The organism is Ruegeria sp. BI11 (assembly GCF_056538005.1).
This window is the reverse complement of sequence record NZ_JBQFSM010000002.1, coordinates 440826-458493: the sequence shown is the minus strand read 5'-3', so window position 1 is coordinate 458493 and position 17668 is coordinate 440826. Positions and strand designations below refer to the sequence as shown.

Sequence of the window (17668 nt, the reverse complement as noted above, 5' to 3'; positions counted from 1 at the left end):
TTTCTTGACCCCCACTCTTTGCAGGATCAGAACAAACCCATGACCGAGACATTCACTGGCAGCTTCACCCAGCAGGAACCCATCCCTGACGAGGCGATCGACGCCGCCATGGCCGTTCTGCGCCACGGGCGACTGCACCGCTATAACGTCGTGCCCGGAGAGTTGGGAGAAACCGCGCTGCTTGAACAGGAGTTTGCGGCCCAGATGGGGGCGAAATACTGTCTGGCCGTGTCCTCCGGGGGGTATGCGCTAGCCACCGCATTGCGGGCCGTGGGGGTGCAGCCTGGTGATCCGGTCCTGACCAACGCTTTCACACTGGCGCCAGTGCCGGGGTCGATTGCCTCGGTCGGGGCGAAGCCGGTTTTCGTGGGCGTGACCGAGAACCTGACGATTGATCTGGATGATCTTGAGGCCAAGTTGGATCAGGCGCGGGTTCTGATGCTCAGCCATATGCGCGGGCATCTATGTGATATGGACCGGCTGATGCAGATGTGTGATGCGGCAGGTGTTACGGTGATCGAGGATTGTGCTCACACGATGGGTGCGGCATGGCGAGGGCAATTGTCGGGGCGTCAGGGTGCGATTGGCTGCTATTCGTGCCAAACCTACAAGCATGTCAATTCCGGTGAAGGCGGATTGCTAATCACCGATGACGAAGAACTTGCGGCCAAGGCCACCATGCTGTCGGGATCGTATATGCTGTATGAACGTCACCTTGCTGCGCCGGGGCCCGAGGTGTTCGAAAAGATCAAATACACCACCCCCAATGTGTCCGGTCGCATGGACAACTTGCGTGCCGCGATCCTGCGCCCGCAGCTTCGTGACCTTGATCGGCAGGTGCAGCGCTGGAACGAGCGCTATGACGAAATCGCGACCGGCTTGCAGGACACTCCGGGCCTAACCATCGTCGAACGTCCTGAGCAAGAGACTTATGTCGGCTCGTCGATTCAGTTCCTGCTACTCGACTGGACACCCGAGCGAATTGCCGAGGTCATCCGGCGCTGTGCCGCGCGGGGGGTCGAGATTAAGTGGTTCGGTGGGGCGGAGCCAAACGGATTCACCTCGCGCTATGACAGTTGGCGCTATGCGGACAGTGAGCCTCTGCCCGCGAGTGACCGCATCCTTGCCGGGGTGATGGATATGCGGGTGCCGCTGACCTTCTCGTTGGACGATTGCCGCCTGATCGCGCGCATCATCCGGGCTGAGGTTGGTGCAGTTTTTCAATCCTAATCAGGAAAACTGCATCTAGAGCACGGGTTTGTGGTTCTTGCGGAACCGCTCGACTATACGATTCTGTTTTTGGTTTTCGGGGATCATGTGCGGAGGCGGGCGATATCCTGAATTGGCGGATCGGCAAAGATCGACCAGATTTCATGCGTATCGAACTGTAAACGGGAATACACAACTTGATAGGAACTTTGGTTAATTTCGGTCAATTCGCTGGCCGAAACCAACCTTTCCAAGGTGCCGAACACACGCTGCGCTATGACCGATCAAATCTGCATCATGTGCTGTTCACGAAAAATCCAAGTGGCGAGAGATTTTCGACAATCGTCCCCAGGCTGTCATTGGTACCCACTCCAGTGCAGAGTAGGGTACAGTCGCTTGCAACAGGGAATTCGACCTGCATCGTGACAGTGGCAACGCTGTCGCTGTGGGCAGGATCGTCATTGATGCGATCACGACCCCGTTGCAGTCCTACATTTCGACCGTAAACCCTTCGTCCCCTTCTTGTGAATTTGATGCGGTTCTCAGCGCAGTGCGCAGGCTCAGCCGACTCTGGTGGGGATCATCCAGAATAAAGGTCTGTTGCGATACCGTGGCCTGGCTCGAGCGCCCATCCATTTCAGTTTCGCGGTTGGAGGAGCCATTCCTCAGATAGGCGTTTTGCTGTGATTGGTTTCAAGATCCGAGCCTTTCCAGTAGGCGTTGCCGCCATCGAAGGTGCCGTTAAGTATAACTTTGGTAGGGCGCGTCGCGAATGTCAGGGGCGTAAAGACTACTTCAGTTTCAGTTGGTTGTGTGTGTTTTTTCTAACGGATGCTGTCTTCCAAGTCGCTTTGTGAAGAACGACAAGCCTGACTGTGCTTGACCCCTGCGCAAGGTCGTGTCAGATTATTTGAACAACTGTTCATTAACCGGGAGGGGTGGATGTTCACGGCCACAATGCAATTCGATCTGGGTGAGGATGTGAACGCCCTGCGCGAGATGGTGCATCGCTGGGCGCAGGATCGGGTCAAACCGATCGCAGCCGAGGTCGACAAGTCGAACGCCTTTCCCAATGAGTTGTGGAAAGAGATGGGTGATCTTGGGATGCTGGGGATCACCGTTCCCGAAGAATACGGCGGGGCGGGGATGTCCTATCTGGCTCACACCGTTGCGGTGGAAGAGGTCGCGCGGGCTTCGGCCTCGGTTTCGCTGTCTTACGGGGCGCATTCCAACCTGTGCGTCAACCAGATCAAACTCAACGGCAATGATGAACAGAGGGCGAAATACCTGCCGCGCCTGATCTCGGGTGACCATGTTGGTGCACTGGCAATGTCCGAGGCCTCGGCCGGATCGGACGTTGTGTCGATGAAGCTGCGCGCGGAAAAACGCAATGATCACTACCGGTTGAACGGCAATAAATACTGGATCACCAACGGGCCGGACGCGGATACCTTGGTCGTTTACGCCAAGACAGATCCTGATGCGGGGTCAAAAGGGATCACCGCCTTTCTGATCGAGAAGGAGATGAAGGGGTTCTCGACCTCTCCCCATTTCGACAAGCTGGGTATGCGGGGGTCAAACACGGCCGAGCTGATTTTTGAGGACGTCGAAGTGCCGTTCGAGAACGTGCTGGGCGAAGAGGGCAAGGGCGTTGCCGTTCTGATGTCGGGGCTGGACTATGAACGCGTCGTGCTGGCCGGAATTGGCACCGGCATCATGGCCGCCTGTCTGGATGAGATTATGCCCTATCTGGCAGAACGTAAGCAGTTCGGCAAACCGATCGGCAGCTTCCAACTGATGCAGGGCAAGATCGCCGATATGTACACTGCAATGAATTCCGCTCGGGCCTACGTCTACGAAGTTGCCAAGGCCTGTGACCGGGGCGACGTGACCCGTCAGGATGCCGCCGCGTGCTGCCTTTACGCGTCGGAACAGGCGATGACGCAGGCGCATCAGGCTGTGCAGGCGATGGGCGGGGCCGGGTTCCTGTCGGATTCGGCTGTCAGCCGAATTTTCCGGGATGCCAAGCTGATGGAGATTGGCGCGGGCACCAGCGAAATCCGTCGGATGCTGATCGGGCGCGAATTGATGAGCGAAATGCGCTGAGAAAAACGCCCCGCCAAAGGGTAGCGGGGCGTCGATTGAGAGGGATCAGAAGCGATGGACGTAGGACAGACCGACCAGCCAGGGGTCGATTTCCGCCTTGCCGATATCCATGCCGTCCAGCTTGACGTCCGAGTCGATATCGAACCAGCGCACGTTCAGACGCACGGCTCCTTTTTCGGTGATCATGTAGTCCAAACCGGCTTGCAGCGAAACTCCAAAGGAGTTGTCGATGTCCAGATCACCAAGCGCGGATTTTTCGTCGAAGAAGATGGTATAGTTCAAACCGGCACCAACATAGGGCTTCCATGCGCTGTTGGTCGCGAAGTGATAGTTCAGCGACAGGGTGGGCGGCAGGTGTTTGGTGCTGGCCAGGTCGGTGCCCCCCAGCGCGATGGTGTGGCTGAACGGGGTCGCGGCCAGCAGTTCGATACCCAGATTGTCCTGGACGAAATACTCTACTGTGAAGATTGCGCTGGTGTCCGCGTCAATGTCGGTATCAAGACCAGCCAGAGTTCCGTTATCGGATTTCGGGTCCAGATAGCCAACACCAACACCCACGGTCCAGTCACCCTGGTTCTGGGCCATGGCAGGGGCGGCAAGTGCGACAAGCGCAGTCGAAAGCGTCAAAGCGGTGAGTGTTTTGGTCATTTTATGGCCTTTGATTTTGCTGATGGGCCGCTTGTGCAGGACCAACGCGCGGCGAACTCTGATCTGCATCAAGTTTCTGTGAGATCGAAAGATTGTCCGCAGCCGCTAAGGGTCAGAAAAACAAGGGGTTTTGCGCATGCATCCCAATAGGCGCATACCCGGTATGCAGGAGATGGGCGTCTGGGAAATCCCGGCACAGCTCAATATGGCGCGGCAATGCCTAGCGCATCCTCGTGACAACGTGGCGATCATTGATCTGACAGGCACGGGCCGTGAGGATGTCACCTTTGGCCAGCTCACGCGCATGACCGATGGGATCGCGCGGGAACTACAACAGAAGGTGCAGCCAGGCGACCGCGTGGGAGTGTTGCTGAGTCAGTCGCCGTGGTGCGCTGCGGCGCATTTGGCGATCTGGAAGCTCGGGGCGATCTCGGTGCCGCTGTTCAAGCTGTTCAAGCGGGACGCTTTGGCCTCGCGCGTGGGGGACGCGGGCGCGCAATTGGTGCTGACCGATGCTGAAGGGGCGGCGTTGCTGGACGATCTGGCCCAGCCGGTGTTGGTCGATCAGATTGCACCATCGGATGATCCTTTCCCTTTTGCCAATACCGGCCCCGAGGACTCCGCGGTGCTGATCTACACCTCGGGAACCACGGGCAGCCCCAAGGGCGCACTGCATGGGCACCGCGTTTTGACTGGCCACTTGCCGGGTGTCTCGATCAGCCATAACCACCTGCGCGATGGTGACTGCCTGTGGACGCCTGCCGATTGGGCGTGGATTGGAGGTTTGTTTGATGTTCTGATGCCCGGCTTGGCGCTGGGTATCCCGGTGGTGGCCGCGCGGCTTGAGAAATTCACGCCCGAAGCCTGTGCTAACGTGATCGCACGCGGCGGGGTGCGGAACGTTTTCTTCCCTCCGACCGCGTTGAGGATGCTGAAGGCGGCGGATCAGGCTCTCCCCGGTTTGCGCTCGGTCGCTTCGGGGGGCGAGCCGCTGGGTGCCGAGATGCTGGCCTGGGGGCAGCAGGCGTTTGGGCTGACAGTCAACGAATTCTACGGCCAGACCGAATGCAACATGGTCGTGTCTTCTTGTGCCGAGGATTTCCCGGTGCAACCCGGCTGCATTGGTAAGCCGGTGCCCGGGCATGAGGTTGCGGTGATTGATGAGGATGGCAATCCAACAAATGAAGAGGGCGACGTGGCCATCCGGCGCGGCTCGGCCTCGATGCTGCTTGAATACTGGAACCGCCCCGAGGCGACTGCTGAGAAGTTTCGGGGAGACTGGCTGATCACTGGAGATCGGGGCGTGTGGGAGGGCGACTACCTGCGCTTTGTCGGGCGTGATGATGACGTGATCACTTCGGCCGGATACCGCATCGGTCCGGCCGAGATCGAGGATTGCCTGCTGACCCATCCGGCGGTGGCAACCGTGGGTGTGGTCGGCAAGCCCGACCCGCTGCGGACCGAGATCGTGAAAGCTTATGTGGTGTTGAAGCAGGGCACTGAGGCCTCGGGACGAGAGTTGCAGGACTGGGTCAAGGACCGTCTGGCGCAGTATTCCTATCCGCGCGAAATTGAGTTTCTGGAAGCGTTGCCGATGACAGTGACAGGGAAAGTGATCCGGAAGGAATTAAAGGCGCGGGCGGCAGGAGAGGTAAAGGTATGAGACACAAACTAGCAGTTTATTTTTTGCCAGTGTCATTCGCTTGCCAAGCGCTAGCGGAAAACAATCCGGTCCCGGTTGATGTTTTGGCGTGGTTTGAAGGGTGTACACAACTAACACAACCTGCCAACGGGATGTTCATGGATACCAACTGCGCGGATCTCGCCGTTCAATACTGTATGATCGGTCGCGCAAAAGACAAACAGCAAAGGTGTTTTGTTGAATTTTCAAAGCAGGTCTCTTTCCTGTCGGGCAAAATTCGAGATGGCCTTCCTCAAAGTATTAACGGCACGACCTGGCGTGCGCGCGGTTATGAGCGAACGTATAGACAGTTGGTCGAAGATGTTTTTGACGTCTGTGACTCTTCTCCGGTTGCCGATATTTCACCAGATGTGTGGTGCGACGCGTATCTGAAAACCGGAGAATGGTTGCAGTGGCGATCCTTGGAGCGAATTGCTGATGAGGTGCAACAATGAAACTCACATCCAAAGCTATGCCCTCCTCCGAGGGCTTCAAATCAAACCGTGCTGCCCATCTCGAAGCGCTGGCCCAAATCTCTACCGCCGCCGAAGTAGCCCGCATGGGCGGTGGTGAGAAATCCCGCGCGCGTCATGAATCCCGGGGCAAGATGCTCCCTCGACGTCGGGTGGCGAACCTGTTGGACCCGGGGTCTCCATTCCTCGAAATCGGGGCAACGGTGGCGCATGGGATGTATGGCGATGCCGCGCCTGCTGCCGGGGTCGTAGCGGGCATAGGTCGGGTGCAAGGGCGTGAGGTTATGGTGGTGTGCAACGACGCCACCGTGAAGGGCGGCACCTATTACCCGATGTCGGTCAAGAAACACCTGCGCGCGCAGGAGATTGCCGAAGAAAACAACCTCCCCTGCATCTATCTGGTTGATAGCGGCGGCGCGAACCTGCCCAATCAGGATGAGGTCTTTCCGGATCGCGACCACTTTGGCCGCATCTTTTACAATCAGGCACGGATGAGCGCGAAGGGGATTGCCCAGATCGCCGTTGTGATGGGGTCTTGTACGGCGGGTGGGGCTTATGTGCCCGCGATGTCGGATGTGACGATCATCGTGAAAGAGCAGGGCACGATCTTTCTTGCCGGGCCGCCCTTGGTCAAGGCTGCGACCGGAGAAGTTGTCAGTTCCGAAGATCTCGGCGGCGGCGATGTGCACACCCGCCTATCAGGTGTGGCGGACTATCTGGCCGAAGATGACGCTCACGCTCTGGCCTTGGCGCGCCGGGCGGTCGGGTCTTTGAACCTGCGCAAGCCGCAGACAGTGGACTGGGCCAGCCCCGAAGATCCGGCCTTTGACCCCGAAGAAATTCTGGGTGTCGTCCCTGCGGATTTGCGCACGCCCTATGACATCCGCGAGGTGATCGCGCGGCTGGTCGATGGCTCCCGGTTCGATGAATTCAAACCTCGGTTTGGGGAAACGCTGGTGACCGGGTTCGCGCATGTCAAAGGCTGCCCGATCGGGATTGTCGCCAACAACGGCGTGCTGTTTTCCGAGGCCGCGCAGAAGGGCGCGCATTTTGTCGAGTTGTGTTCTCAGCGCAAAATCCCGCTGGTGTTCCTGCAAAACATCACCGGCTTCATGGTCGGGCGGAAATATGAAAACGAAGGTATCGCGCGGCATGGCGCCAAGATGGTGACTGCCGTGGCGACGACAAACGTGCCGAAGGTTACAATGCTGGTCGGCGGATCCTTCGGAGCCGGAAACTATGGCATGGCCGGTCGCGCCTATCAGCCGCGTTTCTTGTGGACCTGGCCGAACTCGCGCATTTCGGTGATGGGTGGCGAACAGGCCGCGGGCGTGCTGGCCACCGTCAAACGCGACGGGATCGAGCGGCAGGGCGGCACATGGTCCGCCGAGGAAGAGGCCGAGTTCAAACGCCCGACGCTGGAGATGTTCGAGGAACAATCGCACCCGCTCTATGCCTCGGCCCGGTTGTGGGACGACGGCATTATCGATCCCCGCAAAAGCCGCGATGTGCTGGCCCTGTCGCTGAGCGCTGCGTTGAATGCCCCGATTGAGGAGACACGTTTCGGCGTGTTCAGGATGTAATGCGCATGAACCTGACAGAAGTAATGGCCCGCTACCCGGGCGCACAGACTTTTAAGTTCGGCGATAGCGCTTCCTTGAGTGCTGAATTGCTGGCACTGGTGCGCTCGGGCCAAAAAAAAGCAACTTGTGGGGCGCTGCGCGATTACCCGGACGGAAGTCCCGAGACACCGGTTGTCGGGCGGCGCGATATCGCTCTGGAATGGGATGACAACCCGGCTTTGGTGATCGAAACAGTCGATGTCTCGATCTGTCGATTCTGCGATGTGACTGAGGACTTCGCATTGGCCGAGGGTGAGAATGAAACGCTTGATGGATGGCGCGAGGATCACCGTCGTTACTTCGAGCGCAATGGCGGTTTCGATCCCGAGATGGAGCTATTGTGCGAACGTTTCCGTCTTGTCGAAGATCTGGCTGTTGAGGGGTAAAACATGTTCTACAAAATCCTGATTGCCAACCGGGGCGAGATTGCTTGTCGGGTGATGGATACTTCTCAGAAAATGGGGGTGTCTTGCGTTGCGGTTTACTCCGACGCGGATGCCTCGGCCAAGCATGTGCAGATGGCCGATGAGGCGGTTCATGTTGGCGGGGCGGCTCCGGCTGAAAGCTACCTAAAGGGCGACGTGATCATTCAGGCCGCGCTGGATGCTGGGGCGCAGGCTATCCATCCGGGCTATGGTTTTCTCTCGGAAAACCCTGATTTTGTGGATGCGGTCGAGGCAGCGGGTTTAACCTTTATTGGCCCTTCGGCAGAGGCGATCCGCAAGATGGGCCTCAAGGATGCGGCCAAGGTTCTTATGGAGCGGGCAGGTGTGCCCGTCGTTCCGGGGTATCACGGTGACAATCAGGACCCCGAACATTTGGCGGGTGCTGCTGAAACCATCGGCTACCCGGTCCTGATCAAGGCTGTGGCAGGAGGCGGCGGCAAAGGCATGCGACTGGTCGAACGCCCCGAGGATTTCGCCTCTGCGTTGGACAGCGCGCGCGGCGAGGCGAAAACCGCCTTTGGCAATGACGCCGTTCTGGTCGAGAAATTCGTCGCCAAACCACGTCATATCGAGGTGCAGGTCTTTGGCGATGGCACCCATGCGGTTCATTTGTTCGAACGCGATTGCTCGTTGCAACGCCGCCATCAGAAAGTGATCGAAGAAGCGCCGGCCCCCGGCATGACGCCTGAAATGCGCGAGGCGATGGGGCAGGCAGGCGTGCGTGCGGCCGAAGCGATTGGCTACAAGGGGGCGGGGACGGTCGAATTCATCGTCGACGCGTCGGACGGTCTGCGCCCGGATCGTTTTTGGTTCATGGAGATGAACACACGTCTGCAAGTGGAACACCCGGTGACCGAGGCGATCACCGGGGTCGATCTGGTTGAATGGCAATTGCGCGTCGCCGCCGGAGAAACCCTCCCGAAACGTCAGGAAGAACTCTCCATCACCGGTCATGCATTTGAGGCTCGCCTCTATGCCGAGGACGTTCCCAAGGGGTTCCTACCCGCAACGGGCACACTGACGCATCTGCAATTCCCTGCAGCCTGCCGTGCCGACAGCGGAGTACGCACGGGCGATACGATCAGCCCTTGGTATGACCCGATGATCGCCAAGGTTATCGTTCACGGCCCCACACGTGCGGTTGCGTTGGGGCAGTTGCACCGTGCCCTTCTCCAGACCGAAGTGGCTGGAACCGTCACCAACCTCGCCTTTTTGGGCGCGCTGACCCGGCATGAGGGCTTTGCTGCAGGGGATGTGGATACCGGTCTGATCGGACGGGACATTGACGCGCTGACACAGGCTGCGCCGATTAAGACTGCGTCCTGTGTTGCGGCGGCAATGACGGCGTTAAATCTGGTGGAAACGGCTGAAGAGACCGGGTTTTCCTTGTGGGCTCCGTTACATCGCGCGGTGCAGCTTAAGGCGGATGATGTCTTTGATCTGGACGTTCAGGTTGAAGGCCCAGATCGCCAGATTTGGCAGGTTGGTGAAGAGATCGTCATCGCCGAACGCAGCAGCGGTATTTGGTCCATTGGCGGCAGCCCAATGCCGCAGGTTTCGGTTTCGGGAACACGGATCACGGTTTTCGACAGCTATGGGCAGGCGTTTGACATCGTTGATCCACTGGACCGCGATGCCAGCGCTGCGGGCGATACGAACGTGATCGAGGCCCCCATGCCCGGGTTGGTCAAGGCGGTGTTTGCTGCCGTGGGTCAAGAGGTGAAGGAGGGGGATCGGCTGGCCATTTTGGAAGCCATGAAAATGGAGCATTCCCTGCTGGCCGCCCGCGACGGTGTTGTGGCCGAGGTACTGACCGAAGATGGCGCACAGGTCGAGGCCGGGGCTGCGCTGATCAGGTTGAAAGAAGAGTAATCTGTTCCCTTGCGGCTTCGCGTGGCACAGTCAGGCTATCCGAACAGGAAACGGAACAAAACCGGGAGGAGCGCAGCCATGGGCGAGCGGGTCGAGATTTTCGAGGTAGGTCCACGCGATGGCCTGCAAAATGAGCAGCGTGAGATTCCGGTGGTCGAGAAGGTGGCACTGGTCGATTGCCTCAGCCGCGCAGGGTTCAACCGGATCGAGGTGGCCAGCTTTGTGTCCCCTAAATGGGTGCCGCAGATGGCCGGCAGCGCAGATGTGTTGGCTGGGATTAAAAGGGCCGATGGGGTGCGCTATGCTGCGCTGACACCCAATATGCGGGGATATGAAGATGCTTTGGCGGCCAAGGCAGATGAGATCGCGGTTTTCACTTCCGCCTCCGAAGGGTTCTCGAAAGCCAATATCAACGCCACGATTGCCGAATCCATCGAGAGGTTTACGCCGATCCTTGAGGCTGCGCGCCACATTGATCTGCCGGTGCGGGGCTATGTGTCCTGCGTGACCGACTGTCCTTATGACGGCCCTACCCCGCCCGAGAAGGTGGCCGAGGTTGCAGATCAACTGTTCGGTTTGGGCTGCTATGAAGTTTCCTTAGGCGATACGATCGGGCAGGGGACGCCAGATACCATCGCACATATGCTGCTGGCCGTGCGTGAACGCGTGCCAGTAACCCGTCTGGCTGGGCATTTCCATGACACCAATGGCCGAGCCATCGACAATATCGATGCTGCGCTGGCGCTGGGCGTGCGGACTTTTGATGCGGCGGTTGGTGGATTGGGCGGTTGCCCTTATGCGCCCGGAGCAGCGGGGAATGTCGCGACCGAGGCCGTAGCTGCCCATCTGGAACGGTTGGGTTATGAAACCGGGCTTGATTTGGAAATTGTTGAAGAGGCCGCGCAGATTGCGCGGGCCATGCGACCGGAATGAGGGGCGGGTATGTTTGAAACGATCTCGGTGACCACAGATTCGCGTGGTGTTGCGACTTTAACGCTCGATCGGGCGGAAAAGCATAACGCTATGTCGGCTCAGATGATTGCCGAGCTGACCCAAGCGGCTGCACAATTGGGCGCTGATGATACGGTGCGTGTGGTGGTGCTGACCGGGGCGGGTAAGAGTTTCTGTGCCGGCGGCGATTTGGGATGGATGCAGGACCAGATGGCCGCCGACCCCGAAACACGGTTTGCCGAGGCGCGCAAGCTGGCCGAAATGCTTCAAGCGTTGAACACCATGCCGCGCCCGTTGATCGGTGCACTTCAGGGTAATGCCTTTGGGGGCGGCGTCGGATTGGCCGCCGTTTGCGATGTGGCCATTGGCGTGGGCAGCGTGAAGATGGCCCTGACTGAGACACGGCTGGGTCTGATCCCGGCCACGATTGGCCCTTATGTCATCGCCCGTATGGGCGAAGCGCGAGCGCGGCGTGTCTTTATGTCAGCCCGGATGTTCGATGCCGCCGAGGCGGTTGAACTTGGGTTGCTGGCGAAATCCGTTCCAGCCGATGACTTGGGTGAGGCGGTCGAAGCCGAGGTTCTCCCCTATCTTTCCTGTGCGCCAGGCGCGGTGGCTTCGGCCAAAGAACTTGTCCGAAAGCTGGGGCCTAACATTGACGATGCCGTGATCGACCAGACGATCCGCGCCTTGGTAGAGCGGTGGGAAACCAATGAGGCCAAAGAGGGAATCAGCGCGTTTTTTGAAAAGCGAAAACCTGTATGGAAAAGTTAGGTTTAGGCCTTAGTTTCAATGCAGTTGCGATTGGAATCACCTTGTCGGGATCACCTGCCATGACAAGTGGATTATTACCCCCCTGCGCGTCTGTGTTCGGTTGACCCTCTGACCCCGCGCGGATAGAGAATGTCCAGTCAACACGCCAATTGACGGCGCCCCCCGTCCGGGTTGCGCAGGAAAGGAGCTATTCGTGGAAGACCTGCTGCGGGAGTATCTCCCGATTCTGGTGTTTCTGGCCGTTGCTGTCGGCCTGGGAATCGTCCTGATTCTGGCGGCTGTGGTTCTGGCAGTCCGCAACCCCGACCCTGAAAAGGTCAGCGCATATGAATGTGGCTTCAACGCCTTTGACGATGCGCGGATGAAATTCGACGTCCGGTTCTATCTGGTCTCGATTCTCTTCATCATCTTCGATCTGGAAATTGCCTTCCTGTTCCCGTGGGCCGTAGGCTTTAAGGACATCAGCGATGTGGGGTTCTGGTCGATGATGGTATTTCTGGGCGTTCTGACCATCGGCTTTGCCTATGAATGGAAAAAGGGAGCCTTGGAATGGGAGTGATGACGGGTGCAAACACCGCCGGCGTCGACAAAGAAGTCGCCACCCAGGCCCTGAATGCCGAGTTGCAGGACAAAGGGTTCCTGCTGACCTCGACCGAAGACATCATCAACTGGGCCCGCACCGGATCGCTGCACTGGATGACATTTGGTCTGGCCTGCTGCGCGGTTGAAATGATGCATACCTCGATGCCGCGCTATGATGCGGAACGGTTCGGGATTGCCCCGCGTGCGTCTCCGCGCCAGTCGGACGTAATGATCGTGGCGGGAACGCTGACCAACAAGATGGCCCCGGCTCTGCGCAAAGTTTATGACCAGATGCCCGAGCCGCGTTACGTGATCTCGATGGGATCCTGCGCAAACGGCGGTGGTTATTATCACTATTCCTATTCTGTCGTGCGTGGTTGCGATCGCGTGGTTCCGGTAGATATCTACGTGCCTGGCTGCCCACCGACCGCCGAGGCGTTGCTGTACGGTCTTATGCAGTTGCAACGCAAAATCCGCCGCACTGGCACCATCGTACGCTGAGGAGAGAGCTGATGAGCGAAGCACTCAAGGAACTCGGCGCGCAGCTTGAACTGAAACGGGCCGATTGCGTTCTGTCTTGGGATGTGACCCACGGCGAGCTGAACGTGGATGTGGCGCCGTCGAACCTTGTGGAATTCGTGGAATTCCTGAAATCCGACCGGAATTGTCAGTTCTCGTCGTTGGTTGACATCACTGGCGTGGACTATCCGGAAAGGGCCAAGCGGTTCGACGTGGTGTATCACTTCCTGTCGATGTACCAGAACCAACGCATCCGTCTGCGGGTTTCGATCCGCGAAGAAGACATGGTGCCCTCGATCGTTGACGTACACCCCTCTGCCAATTGGTTCGAGCGTGAGGTGTTCGACATGTTCGGCATCCTGTTCTCGGGTCATCCGGACCTTCGCCGTATCCTGACCGACTATGGGTTCCGCGGCCATCCGCTGCGCAAGGATTTCCCGACCACCGGCTATACCGAGGTTCGCTATGACGAAGCGCAAAAGCGCGTGGTCTACGAACCTGTGTCGCTGGTGCAGGAATACCGTCAGTTTGATTTCATGTCCCCCTGGGAAGGCGCGAATTACATTCTTCCGGGGGATGAAAAGCAGGAGACGTAATCATGGAGTTCCTGATCTGGATAATTCTGGTGGTGGCAACGGTCGTCCCGATGCTGAAACTGCTGCCGCATTTCGGGATCAACAAGAACTGGGCGTTTGCATGCATCATCTCTCCGGTCGTGATTGTCCTGCTGTGGATGATGGCGATGAAACTGCAAGAGATGGAGCGCCGCTGACATGATGGGCGAACTGATCATTTTGGGCGCATTGGGCGTCTTGCTTGCAGGGGCTGCTGCCAAAGCGGCCGAAGCTGAAAAGGTCCGGGTCCGGGCCGAAGCAAAGAAGAAACGAGGGCGTTGATGGACGGCTCAAGATACGATGACGGCAGCACGGACGCGCTGAGCGGAGAACAGAAGATCCGCAATTTCAACATTAACTTCGGCCCGCAACACCCTGCGGCGCACGGAGTTTTGCGTCTTGTTCTTGAGCTGGACGGCGAGATTGTCGAACGCTGTGACCCGCATATCGGCCTGCTGCACCGTGGCACAGAAAAGTTGATGGAAAGCCGCACGTATCTGCAGAACCTGCCGTATTTCGACCGGTTAGATTACGTAGCACCGATGAACCAGGAACATGCCTGGTGTCTGGCTATCGAAAAGCTGACCGGGGTTGAAGTGCCGCGTCGTGGCTCGCTGATCCGGGTGCTGTATTCCGAGATCGGGCGCATCCTGAATCACCTGCTGAACGTGACCACGCAGGCTATGGACGTTGGCGCGCTGACGCCGCCGCTGTGGGGGTTCGAGGAACGCGAAAAGCTGATGGTGTTCTATGAGCGTGCTTGTGGCGCTCGCCTGCACGCCGCCTATTTCCGCCCCGGTGGTGTACATCAGGACCTGCCGCCGGAACTGCTGGACGATATCGAGGCCTGGAGCCACGAATTCCCCTCCGTTCTGGATGATATCGACGGGCTGCTGACCGAAAACCGCATCTTCAAACAGCGCAACGCCGATATTGGCGTCGTGACCGAGGATGACATCCAGAAATACGGCTTCTCGGGCGTCATGGTGCGTGGATCGGGTCTAGCATGGGATTTGCGCCGTGCGCAGCCCTATGAGTGTTATGACGAGTTCGAGTTCCAGATCCCTGTCGGTAAGAATGGCGACTGTTATGATCGCTACCTCGTCCGCATGGAAGAGATGCGCCAGTCGTTGCAAATTATTCAGCAGGCCATCGCCAAAATCCGCGAGTGCCCGGGTGATGTTCTGGCACGAGGCAAGATCACCCCGCCGAAACGCTCGGACATGAAGACCTCGATGGAAAGCCTGATCCATCACTTCAAGCTCTATACCGAAGGCTTCCACGTTCCCGAAGGCGAAGTCTATGCCGCCGTGGAGGCCCCTAAGGGCGAGTTCGGCGTCTATCTGGTCGCCGATGGCACCAACAAACCCTACCGCGCCAAGCTGCGCGCTCCGGGGTTCCTGCACTTGCAAGCCATGGATCACGTCGCAAAGGGCCACCAACTGGCCGACGTCGCCGCCATCATCGGCACCATGGATGTCGTATTTGGAGAGATTGACCGCTAATGCTCCGCCGTCTTCACCCCGAACAACCCGAAAGCTTTGCCTTTACTGCTGCCAACCAACAGTGGGCCGAAGCGCAAATCACGAAATATCCCGAGGGCCGTCAGGCCAGCGCGGTTATTCCGCTGCTGTGGCGCGCGCAGGAACAAGAGGGCTGGCTGAGCCGTCCGGCGATTGAGTCCGTCGCCGACATGCTGGGCATGGCCTATATCCGCGTGCTCGAAGTAGCCTCGTTCTACTTCATGTTCCAATTGCAACCAGTTGGTTCGGTGGCGCATATTCAGGTCTGCGGCACGACTTCCTGCATGATCTGCGGGGCCGAGGATCTAATTGCGGTTTGCAAGGAAAAGATTGCCGGCAAGCCGCATGAGCTGTCGGCAGATGGCAAGTTGAGCTGGGAAGAGGTGGAATGCCTCGGGTCCTGCACCAACGCGCCGATGGCTCAGATTGGCAAGGATTACTATGAGGACCTGACCACCGATAGCTTTGGCAAAATCCTCAACGATCTGGTTGCGGGCAAAGTACCGACGCCGGGTCCGCAGAATGGGCGTTATGCAGCAGAACCTCTTAAGGGTCTGACCAGCCTGACGGAATATGACAGTGGCAGAACCCAGTACAACGCAAGTGTTGAACTGGCGCATGATCTGGGTGACACAGTTAAGCGCATCGACGGGACCGAGGTGCCGATCCTGAGCCCTTGGCTGGGTAAGGACGGTAAGGCTGCGGCGACCAAGGCGGCGCCGAAACCTCCGAAAGCACCTGTGTCGGGTAAGTCTGCGGTAAAACAGGCCGAAGAGGCTAAGGTCAAAGAAGACCAGCCGGAAACTCTGACCGAACCGCGCGGTGCTAAGGCCGATGACCTCAAGTTGCTGAAAGGTGTCGGCCCTAAACTGGAACAGACGCTAAACGAGCTGGGCTTTTATCACTATGACCAGATTGCGGCTTGGACTGTCGAGCAGGTGGCCTGGGTTGATGCGCGGTTGAAGTTCAAAGGCCGGATCGAGCGGGATGGCTGGATCGAACAGGCCAGTAAGCTGGCGGCGGGTGAGGAAACCGAATTCGCCAAACGTGCCAAAGAAGACGGCACTTACGAAGACTAGGATACATGCTCAATAAGGGCATGAAGGATGAGATGGATAAGGACAAGGAACAGGCCATAGCCCGCAAGGGCCGTCATATCGGGGTGGTCATCGCCGCGACCATGCTGCTTTGGCTTGCCATGACATTGTTCATAGGCCCCGCGCTGGGATTGCCGGGGCGATTTGCGCTGCTGTTTGATTTCGCTGCTTTGGCGGGATTCATCTATGCAGGCGTTAATATATTTCAACTCTGGCGCATGCGTCAGGATAGCTGAAGGTAACACGCGATGCTGAAGGATCAGGACCGGATCTTTACCAACATCTACGGGATGCATGAGCGCACGCTGAAAGGCGCGCAGGCCCGCGGGCATTGGGACGGCACAGCTGGCCTGATTGGCAATGGGCGTGACTGGATTATTCAGACGATGAAAGATTCAGGCCTGCGTGGTCGCGGCGGTGCTGGCTTTCCCACGGGGTTGAAATGGTCGTTCATGCCCAAGGAAAGCGATGGTCGTCCGGCCTATCTGGTGGTTAACGCGGATGAATCCGAGCCCGGCACCTGTAAGGACCGCGAGATCATGCGCCATGATCCGCATACGTTGATCGAAGGCTGCCTGATCGCGTCTTTCGCGATGAACGCGCATACCTGCTACATCTACCTGCGCGGCGAATACATCCGCGAGCGTGAGGCGCTGCAGGCCGCGATTGACGAAGCATACGATGCTGGGCTGCTGGGCAAGAACGCTGCTGGTTCAGGTTGGGATTTCGACCTGTTCCTGCATCACGGGGCAGGGGCGTATATTTGCGGTGAGGAAACAGCCCTGATCGAAAGCCTTGAGGGCAAGAAGGGCATGCCGCGGATGAAACCTCCGTTCCCGGCAGGCGCGGGGTTGTATGGCTGCCCCACCACAGTAAACAACGTGGAGTCCATTGCGGTTGTACCGACCATCTTGCGGCGTGGAGCCGACTGGTTCGCTGGATTTGGTCGTCAGAACAACGCGGGCACCAAACTGTTTGCCATCTCGGGGCATGTGAACAACCCCTGTGTAGTAGAAGAGGCGATGTCTATTCCCTTCGCGGAGTTGATCGAAACCCATTGCGGTGGCATTCGAGGTGGCTGGGACAATCTGCTTGCAGTCATCCCGGGTGGGTCGTCGGTACCTTGTGTGCGTGGTGAGAACATGCGTGATGCGATCATGGACTTCGACCATCTGCGCAATGATTTGGGTTCGGGTCTTGGCACGGCAGCGGTGATCGTAATGGACAAGTCCACCGACATCATCAAGGCAATCTGGCGGCTGTCAAAGTTCTACAAGCACGAAAGCTGTGGCCAGTGTACGCCCTGCCGTGAAGGCACCGGCTGGATGATGCGCGTGATGGACCGTCTGGTGCGCGGCGAGGCCGAACTGGAAGAGATCGACATGCTGTTTGATGTGACCAAACAAGTCGAAGGCCACACGATCTGTGCATTGGGCGATGCGGCTGCCTGGCCGATCCAGGGTCTGATCCGCAACTTCCGCGAAGAGATCGAAGATCGCATCAAGGCCCAGAAATCGGGCCGTATGGGCGCGATGGCGGCGGAGTGATCGA

General features: G+C 58.3%; 19 protein-coding genes. 18 read left to right on the top strand and 1 reads right to left on the bottom strand.

Annotated features, from left to right (window positions below):
- The first annotated feature begins 39 nt into the window (after positions 1-39).
- Complete coding sequence (locus ACR0DT_RS07100; RefSeq protein WP_480710035.1) at positions 40-1230, top strand: DegT/DnrJ/EryC1/StrS family aminotransferase; 1191 nt, start codon at positions 40-42, stop codon at positions 1228-1230.
- A gap of 921 nt (positions 1231-2151) precedes the next feature.
- On the top strand, positions 2152-3315 hold the full coding sequence (locus ACR0DT_RS07095) for an isovaleryl-CoA dehydrogenase (RefSeq protein ID WP_480710034.1): 1164 nt from the start codon (positions 2152-2154) through the stop codon (positions 3313-3315).
- A gap of 45 nt (positions 3316-3360) precedes the next feature.
- On the opposite strand, the gene ACR0DT_RS07090 is transcribed toward ACR0DT_RS07095, so the two are convergent.
- Positions 3361-3963: an OmpW/AlkL family protein gene (locus tag ACR0DT_RS07090; RefSeq protein WP_480710033.1), complete on the bottom strand. Its 603-nt coding sequence runs from the start codon at positions 3961-3963 to the stop codon at positions 3361-3363.
- Positions 3964-4099: 136 nt separating this feature from the next.
- On the opposite strand from ACR0DT_RS07090, the gene ACR0DT_RS07085 reads away from it, so the two are divergent.
- The 16 genes from ACR0DT_RS07085 to nuoF all read left to right on the top strand — a co-directional run bounded on the left by ACR0DT_RS07085 (position 4100) and on the right by nuoF (position 17664).
- Positions 4100-5626 carry an AMP-binding protein gene (locus tag ACR0DT_RS07085; protein ID WP_480710032.1) on the top strand — a complete coding sequence of 509 codons (1527 nt, stop codon included), beginning with the start codon at positions 4100-4102 and terminating at the stop codon, positions 5624-5626.
- Positions 5623-6099: a hypothetical protein gene (locus ACR0DT_RS07080; protein WP_480710031.1), complete on the top strand. Its 477-nt coding sequence runs from the start codon at positions 5623-5625 to the stop codon at positions 6097-6099. The genes ACR0DT_RS07085 and ACR0DT_RS07080 overlap by 4 nt, the downstream gene beginning before the upstream one ends.
- Entirely contained in the window at positions 6096-7700 is a 1605-nt protein-coding gene (locus ACR0DT_RS07075) for a carboxyl transferase domain-containing protein (protein ID WP_480710030.1), read from the top strand. Before ACR0DT_RS07080 ends, ACR0DT_RS07075 begins: the two co-directional genes overlap by 4 nt.
- A gap of 5 nt (positions 7701-7705) precedes the next feature.
- Positions 7706-8125, top strand: coding sequence for an ASCH domain-containing protein (locus ACR0DT_RS07070; protein ID WP_480710029.1), 420 nt, complete (start codon positions 7706-7708; stop codon positions 8123-8125).
- Between the two features lie 3 nt (positions 8126-8128).
- Complete coding sequence (locus tag ACR0DT_RS07065; protein WP_480710028.1) at positions 8129-10057, top strand: acetyl/propionyl/methylcrotonyl-CoA carboxylase subunit alpha; 1929 nt, start codon at positions 8129-8131, stop codon at positions 10055-10057.
- A 78-nt stretch (positions 10058-10135) separates the two neighbouring features.
- The gene (locus tag ACR0DT_RS07060; protein WP_480710027.1) at positions 10136-10990 is read left to right on the top strand and encodes a hydroxymethylglutaryl-CoA lyase; all 855 of its coding nucleotides are present in this window, start codon (positions 10136-10138) and stop codon (positions 10988-10990) included.
- A gap of 9 nt (positions 10991-10999) precedes the next feature.
- Positions 11000-11782, top strand: coding sequence for a crotonase/enoyl-CoA hydratase family protein (locus tag ACR0DT_RS07055; RefSeq protein WP_480710026.1), 783 nt, complete (start codon positions 11000-11002; stop codon positions 11780-11782).
- A gap of 193 nt (positions 11783-11975) precedes the next feature.
- Complete coding sequence (locus tag ACR0DT_RS07050; RefSeq protein WP_050602775.1) at positions 11976-12341, top strand: NADH-quinone oxidoreductase subunit A; 366 nt, start codon at positions 11976-11978, stop codon at positions 12339-12341.
- Positions 12332-12865, top strand: coding sequence for a NuoB/complex I 20 kDa subunit family protein (locus tag ACR0DT_RS07045; RefSeq protein ID WP_010442777.1), 534 nt, complete (start codon positions 12332-12334; stop codon positions 12863-12865). Before ACR0DT_RS07050 ends, ACR0DT_RS07045 begins: the two co-directional genes overlap by 10 nt.
- Before the next feature lie 11 nt (positions 12866-12876).
- The gene (locus tag ACR0DT_RS07040) at positions 12877-13479 is read left to right on the top strand and encodes an NADH-quinone oxidoreductase subunit C (RefSeq protein WP_480710025.1); all 603 of its coding nucleotides are present in this window, start codon (positions 12877-12879) and stop codon (positions 13477-13479) included.
- Between the two features lie 2 nt (positions 13480-13481).
- Positions 13482-13655 carry a hypothetical protein gene (locus ACR0DT_RS07035; protein WP_480710024.1) on the top strand — a complete coding sequence of 58 codons (174 nt, stop codon included), beginning with the start codon at positions 13482-13484 and terminating at the stop codon, positions 13653-13655.
- 1 nt (position 13656) lies between these two features.
- Positions 13657-13779 (top strand): hypothetical protein, encoded by a 123-nt coding sequence (locus tag ACR0DT_RS07030; RefSeq protein ID WP_257599041.1) that lies wholly within the window; start codon positions 13657-13659, stop codon positions 13777-13779.
- Positions 13779-15002, top strand: coding sequence for an NADH-quinone oxidoreductase subunit D (locus tag ACR0DT_RS07025; protein WP_480710023.1), 1224 nt, complete (start codon positions 13779-13781; stop codon positions 15000-15002). The genes ACR0DT_RS07030 and ACR0DT_RS07025 overlap by 1 nt, the downstream gene beginning before the upstream one ends.
- Positions 15002-16099 (top strand): NADH-quinone oxidoreductase subunit NuoE, encoded by a 1098-nt coding sequence (gene nuoE, locus ACR0DT_RS07020; RefSeq protein WP_480710022.1) that lies wholly within the window; start codon positions 15002-15004, stop codon positions 16097-16099. The genes ACR0DT_RS07025 and nuoE overlap by 1 nt, the downstream gene beginning before the upstream one ends.
- Positions 16100-16131: 32 nt before the next feature.
- Complete coding sequence (locus ACR0DT_RS07015) at positions 16132-16353, top strand: DUF5337 domain-containing protein (RefSeq protein WP_366551632.1); 222 nt, start codon at positions 16132-16134, stop codon at positions 16351-16353.
- Between the two features lie 12 nt (positions 16354-16365).
- The gene (gene nuoF / locus ACR0DT_RS07010) at positions 16366-17664 is read left to right on the top strand and encodes an NADH-quinone oxidoreductase subunit NuoF (protein ID WP_480710021.1); all 1299 of its coding nucleotides are present in this window, start codon (positions 16366-16368) and stop codon (positions 17662-17664) included.
- Positions 17665-17668 lie beyond the last annotated feature (4 nt).

Excerpts from the sequence above, each read along its gene's own strand:
- ACR0DT_RS07060 (WP_480710027.1), top strand. The coding sequence starts at position 10,136 with ATGGGCGAGCGGGTCGAGATTTTCGAGGTAGGTCCACGCGATGGCCTG.
- ACR0DT_RS07055 (WP_480710026.1), top strand. The coding sequence starts at position 11,000 with ATGTTTGAAACGATCTCGGTGACCACAGATTCGCGTGGTGTTGCGACT.
- ACR0DT_RS07080 (WP_480710031.1), top strand. The coding sequence starts at position 5,623 with ATGAGACACAAACTAGCAGTTTATTTTTTGCCAGTGTCATTCGCTTGC.
- ACR0DT_RS07075 (WP_480710030.1), top strand. The coding sequence starts at position 6,096 with ATGAAACTCACATCCAAAGCTATGCCCTCCTCCGAGGGCTTCAAATCA.
- ACR0DT_RS07035 (WP_480710024.1), top strand. The coding sequence starts at position 13,482 with ATGGAGTTCCTGATCTGGATAATTCTGGTGGTGGCAACGGTCGTCCCG.
- ACR0DT_RS07095 (WP_480710034.1), top strand. The coding sequence starts at position 2,152 with ATGTTCACGGCCACAATGCAATTCGATCTGGGTGAGGATGTGAACGCC.
- ACR0DT_RS07030 (WP_257599041.1), top strand. The coding sequence starts at position 13,657 with ATGATGGGCGAACTGATCATTTTGGGCGCATTGGGCGTCTTGCTTGCA.
- ACR0DT_RS07040 (WP_480710025.1), top strand. The coding sequence starts at position 12,877 with ATGAGCGAAGCACTCAAGGAACTCGGCGCGCAGCTTGAACTGAAACGG.
- ACR0DT_RS07085 (WP_480710032.1), top strand. The coding sequence starts at position 4,100 with ATGCATCCCAATAGGCGCATACCCGGTATGCAGGAGATGGGCGTCTGG.
- nuoE (WP_480710022.1), top strand. The coding sequence starts at position 15,002 with ATGCTCCGCCGTCTTCACCCCGAACAACCCGAAAGCTTTGCCTTTACT.
- ACR0DT_RS07015 (WP_366551632.1), top strand. The coding sequence starts at position 16,132 with ATGGATAAGGACAAGGAACAGGCCATAGCCCGCAAGGGCCGTCATATC.
- ACR0DT_RS07100 (WP_480710035.1), top strand. The coding sequence starts at position 40 with ATGACCGAGACATTCACTGGCAGCTTCACCCAGCAGGAACCCATCCCT.
- ACR0DT_RS07025 (WP_480710023.1), top strand. The coding sequence starts at position 13,779 with ATGGACGGCTCAAGATACGATGACGGCAGCACGGACGCGCTGAGCGGA.
- ACR0DT_RS07045 (WP_010442777.1), top strand. The coding sequence starts at position 12,332 with ATGGGAGTGATGACGGGTGCAAACACCGCCGGCGTCGACAAAGAAGTC.
- nuoF (WP_480710021.1), top strand. The coding sequence starts at position 16,366 with ATGCTGAAGGATCAGGACCGGATCTTTACCAACATCTACGGGATGCAT.
- ACR0DT_RS07090 (WP_480710033.1), bottom strand. The coding sequence starts at position 3,963 with ATGACCAAAACACTCACCGCTTTGACGCTTTCGACTGCGCTTGTCGCA.
- ACR0DT_RS07065 (WP_480710028.1), top strand. The coding sequence starts at position 8,129 with ATGTTCTACAAAATCCTGATTGCCAACCGGGGCGAGATTGCTTGTCGG.
- ACR0DT_RS07070 (WP_480710029.1), top strand. The coding sequence starts at position 7,706 with ATGAACCTGACAGAAGTAATGGCCCGCTACCCGGGCGCACAGACTTTT.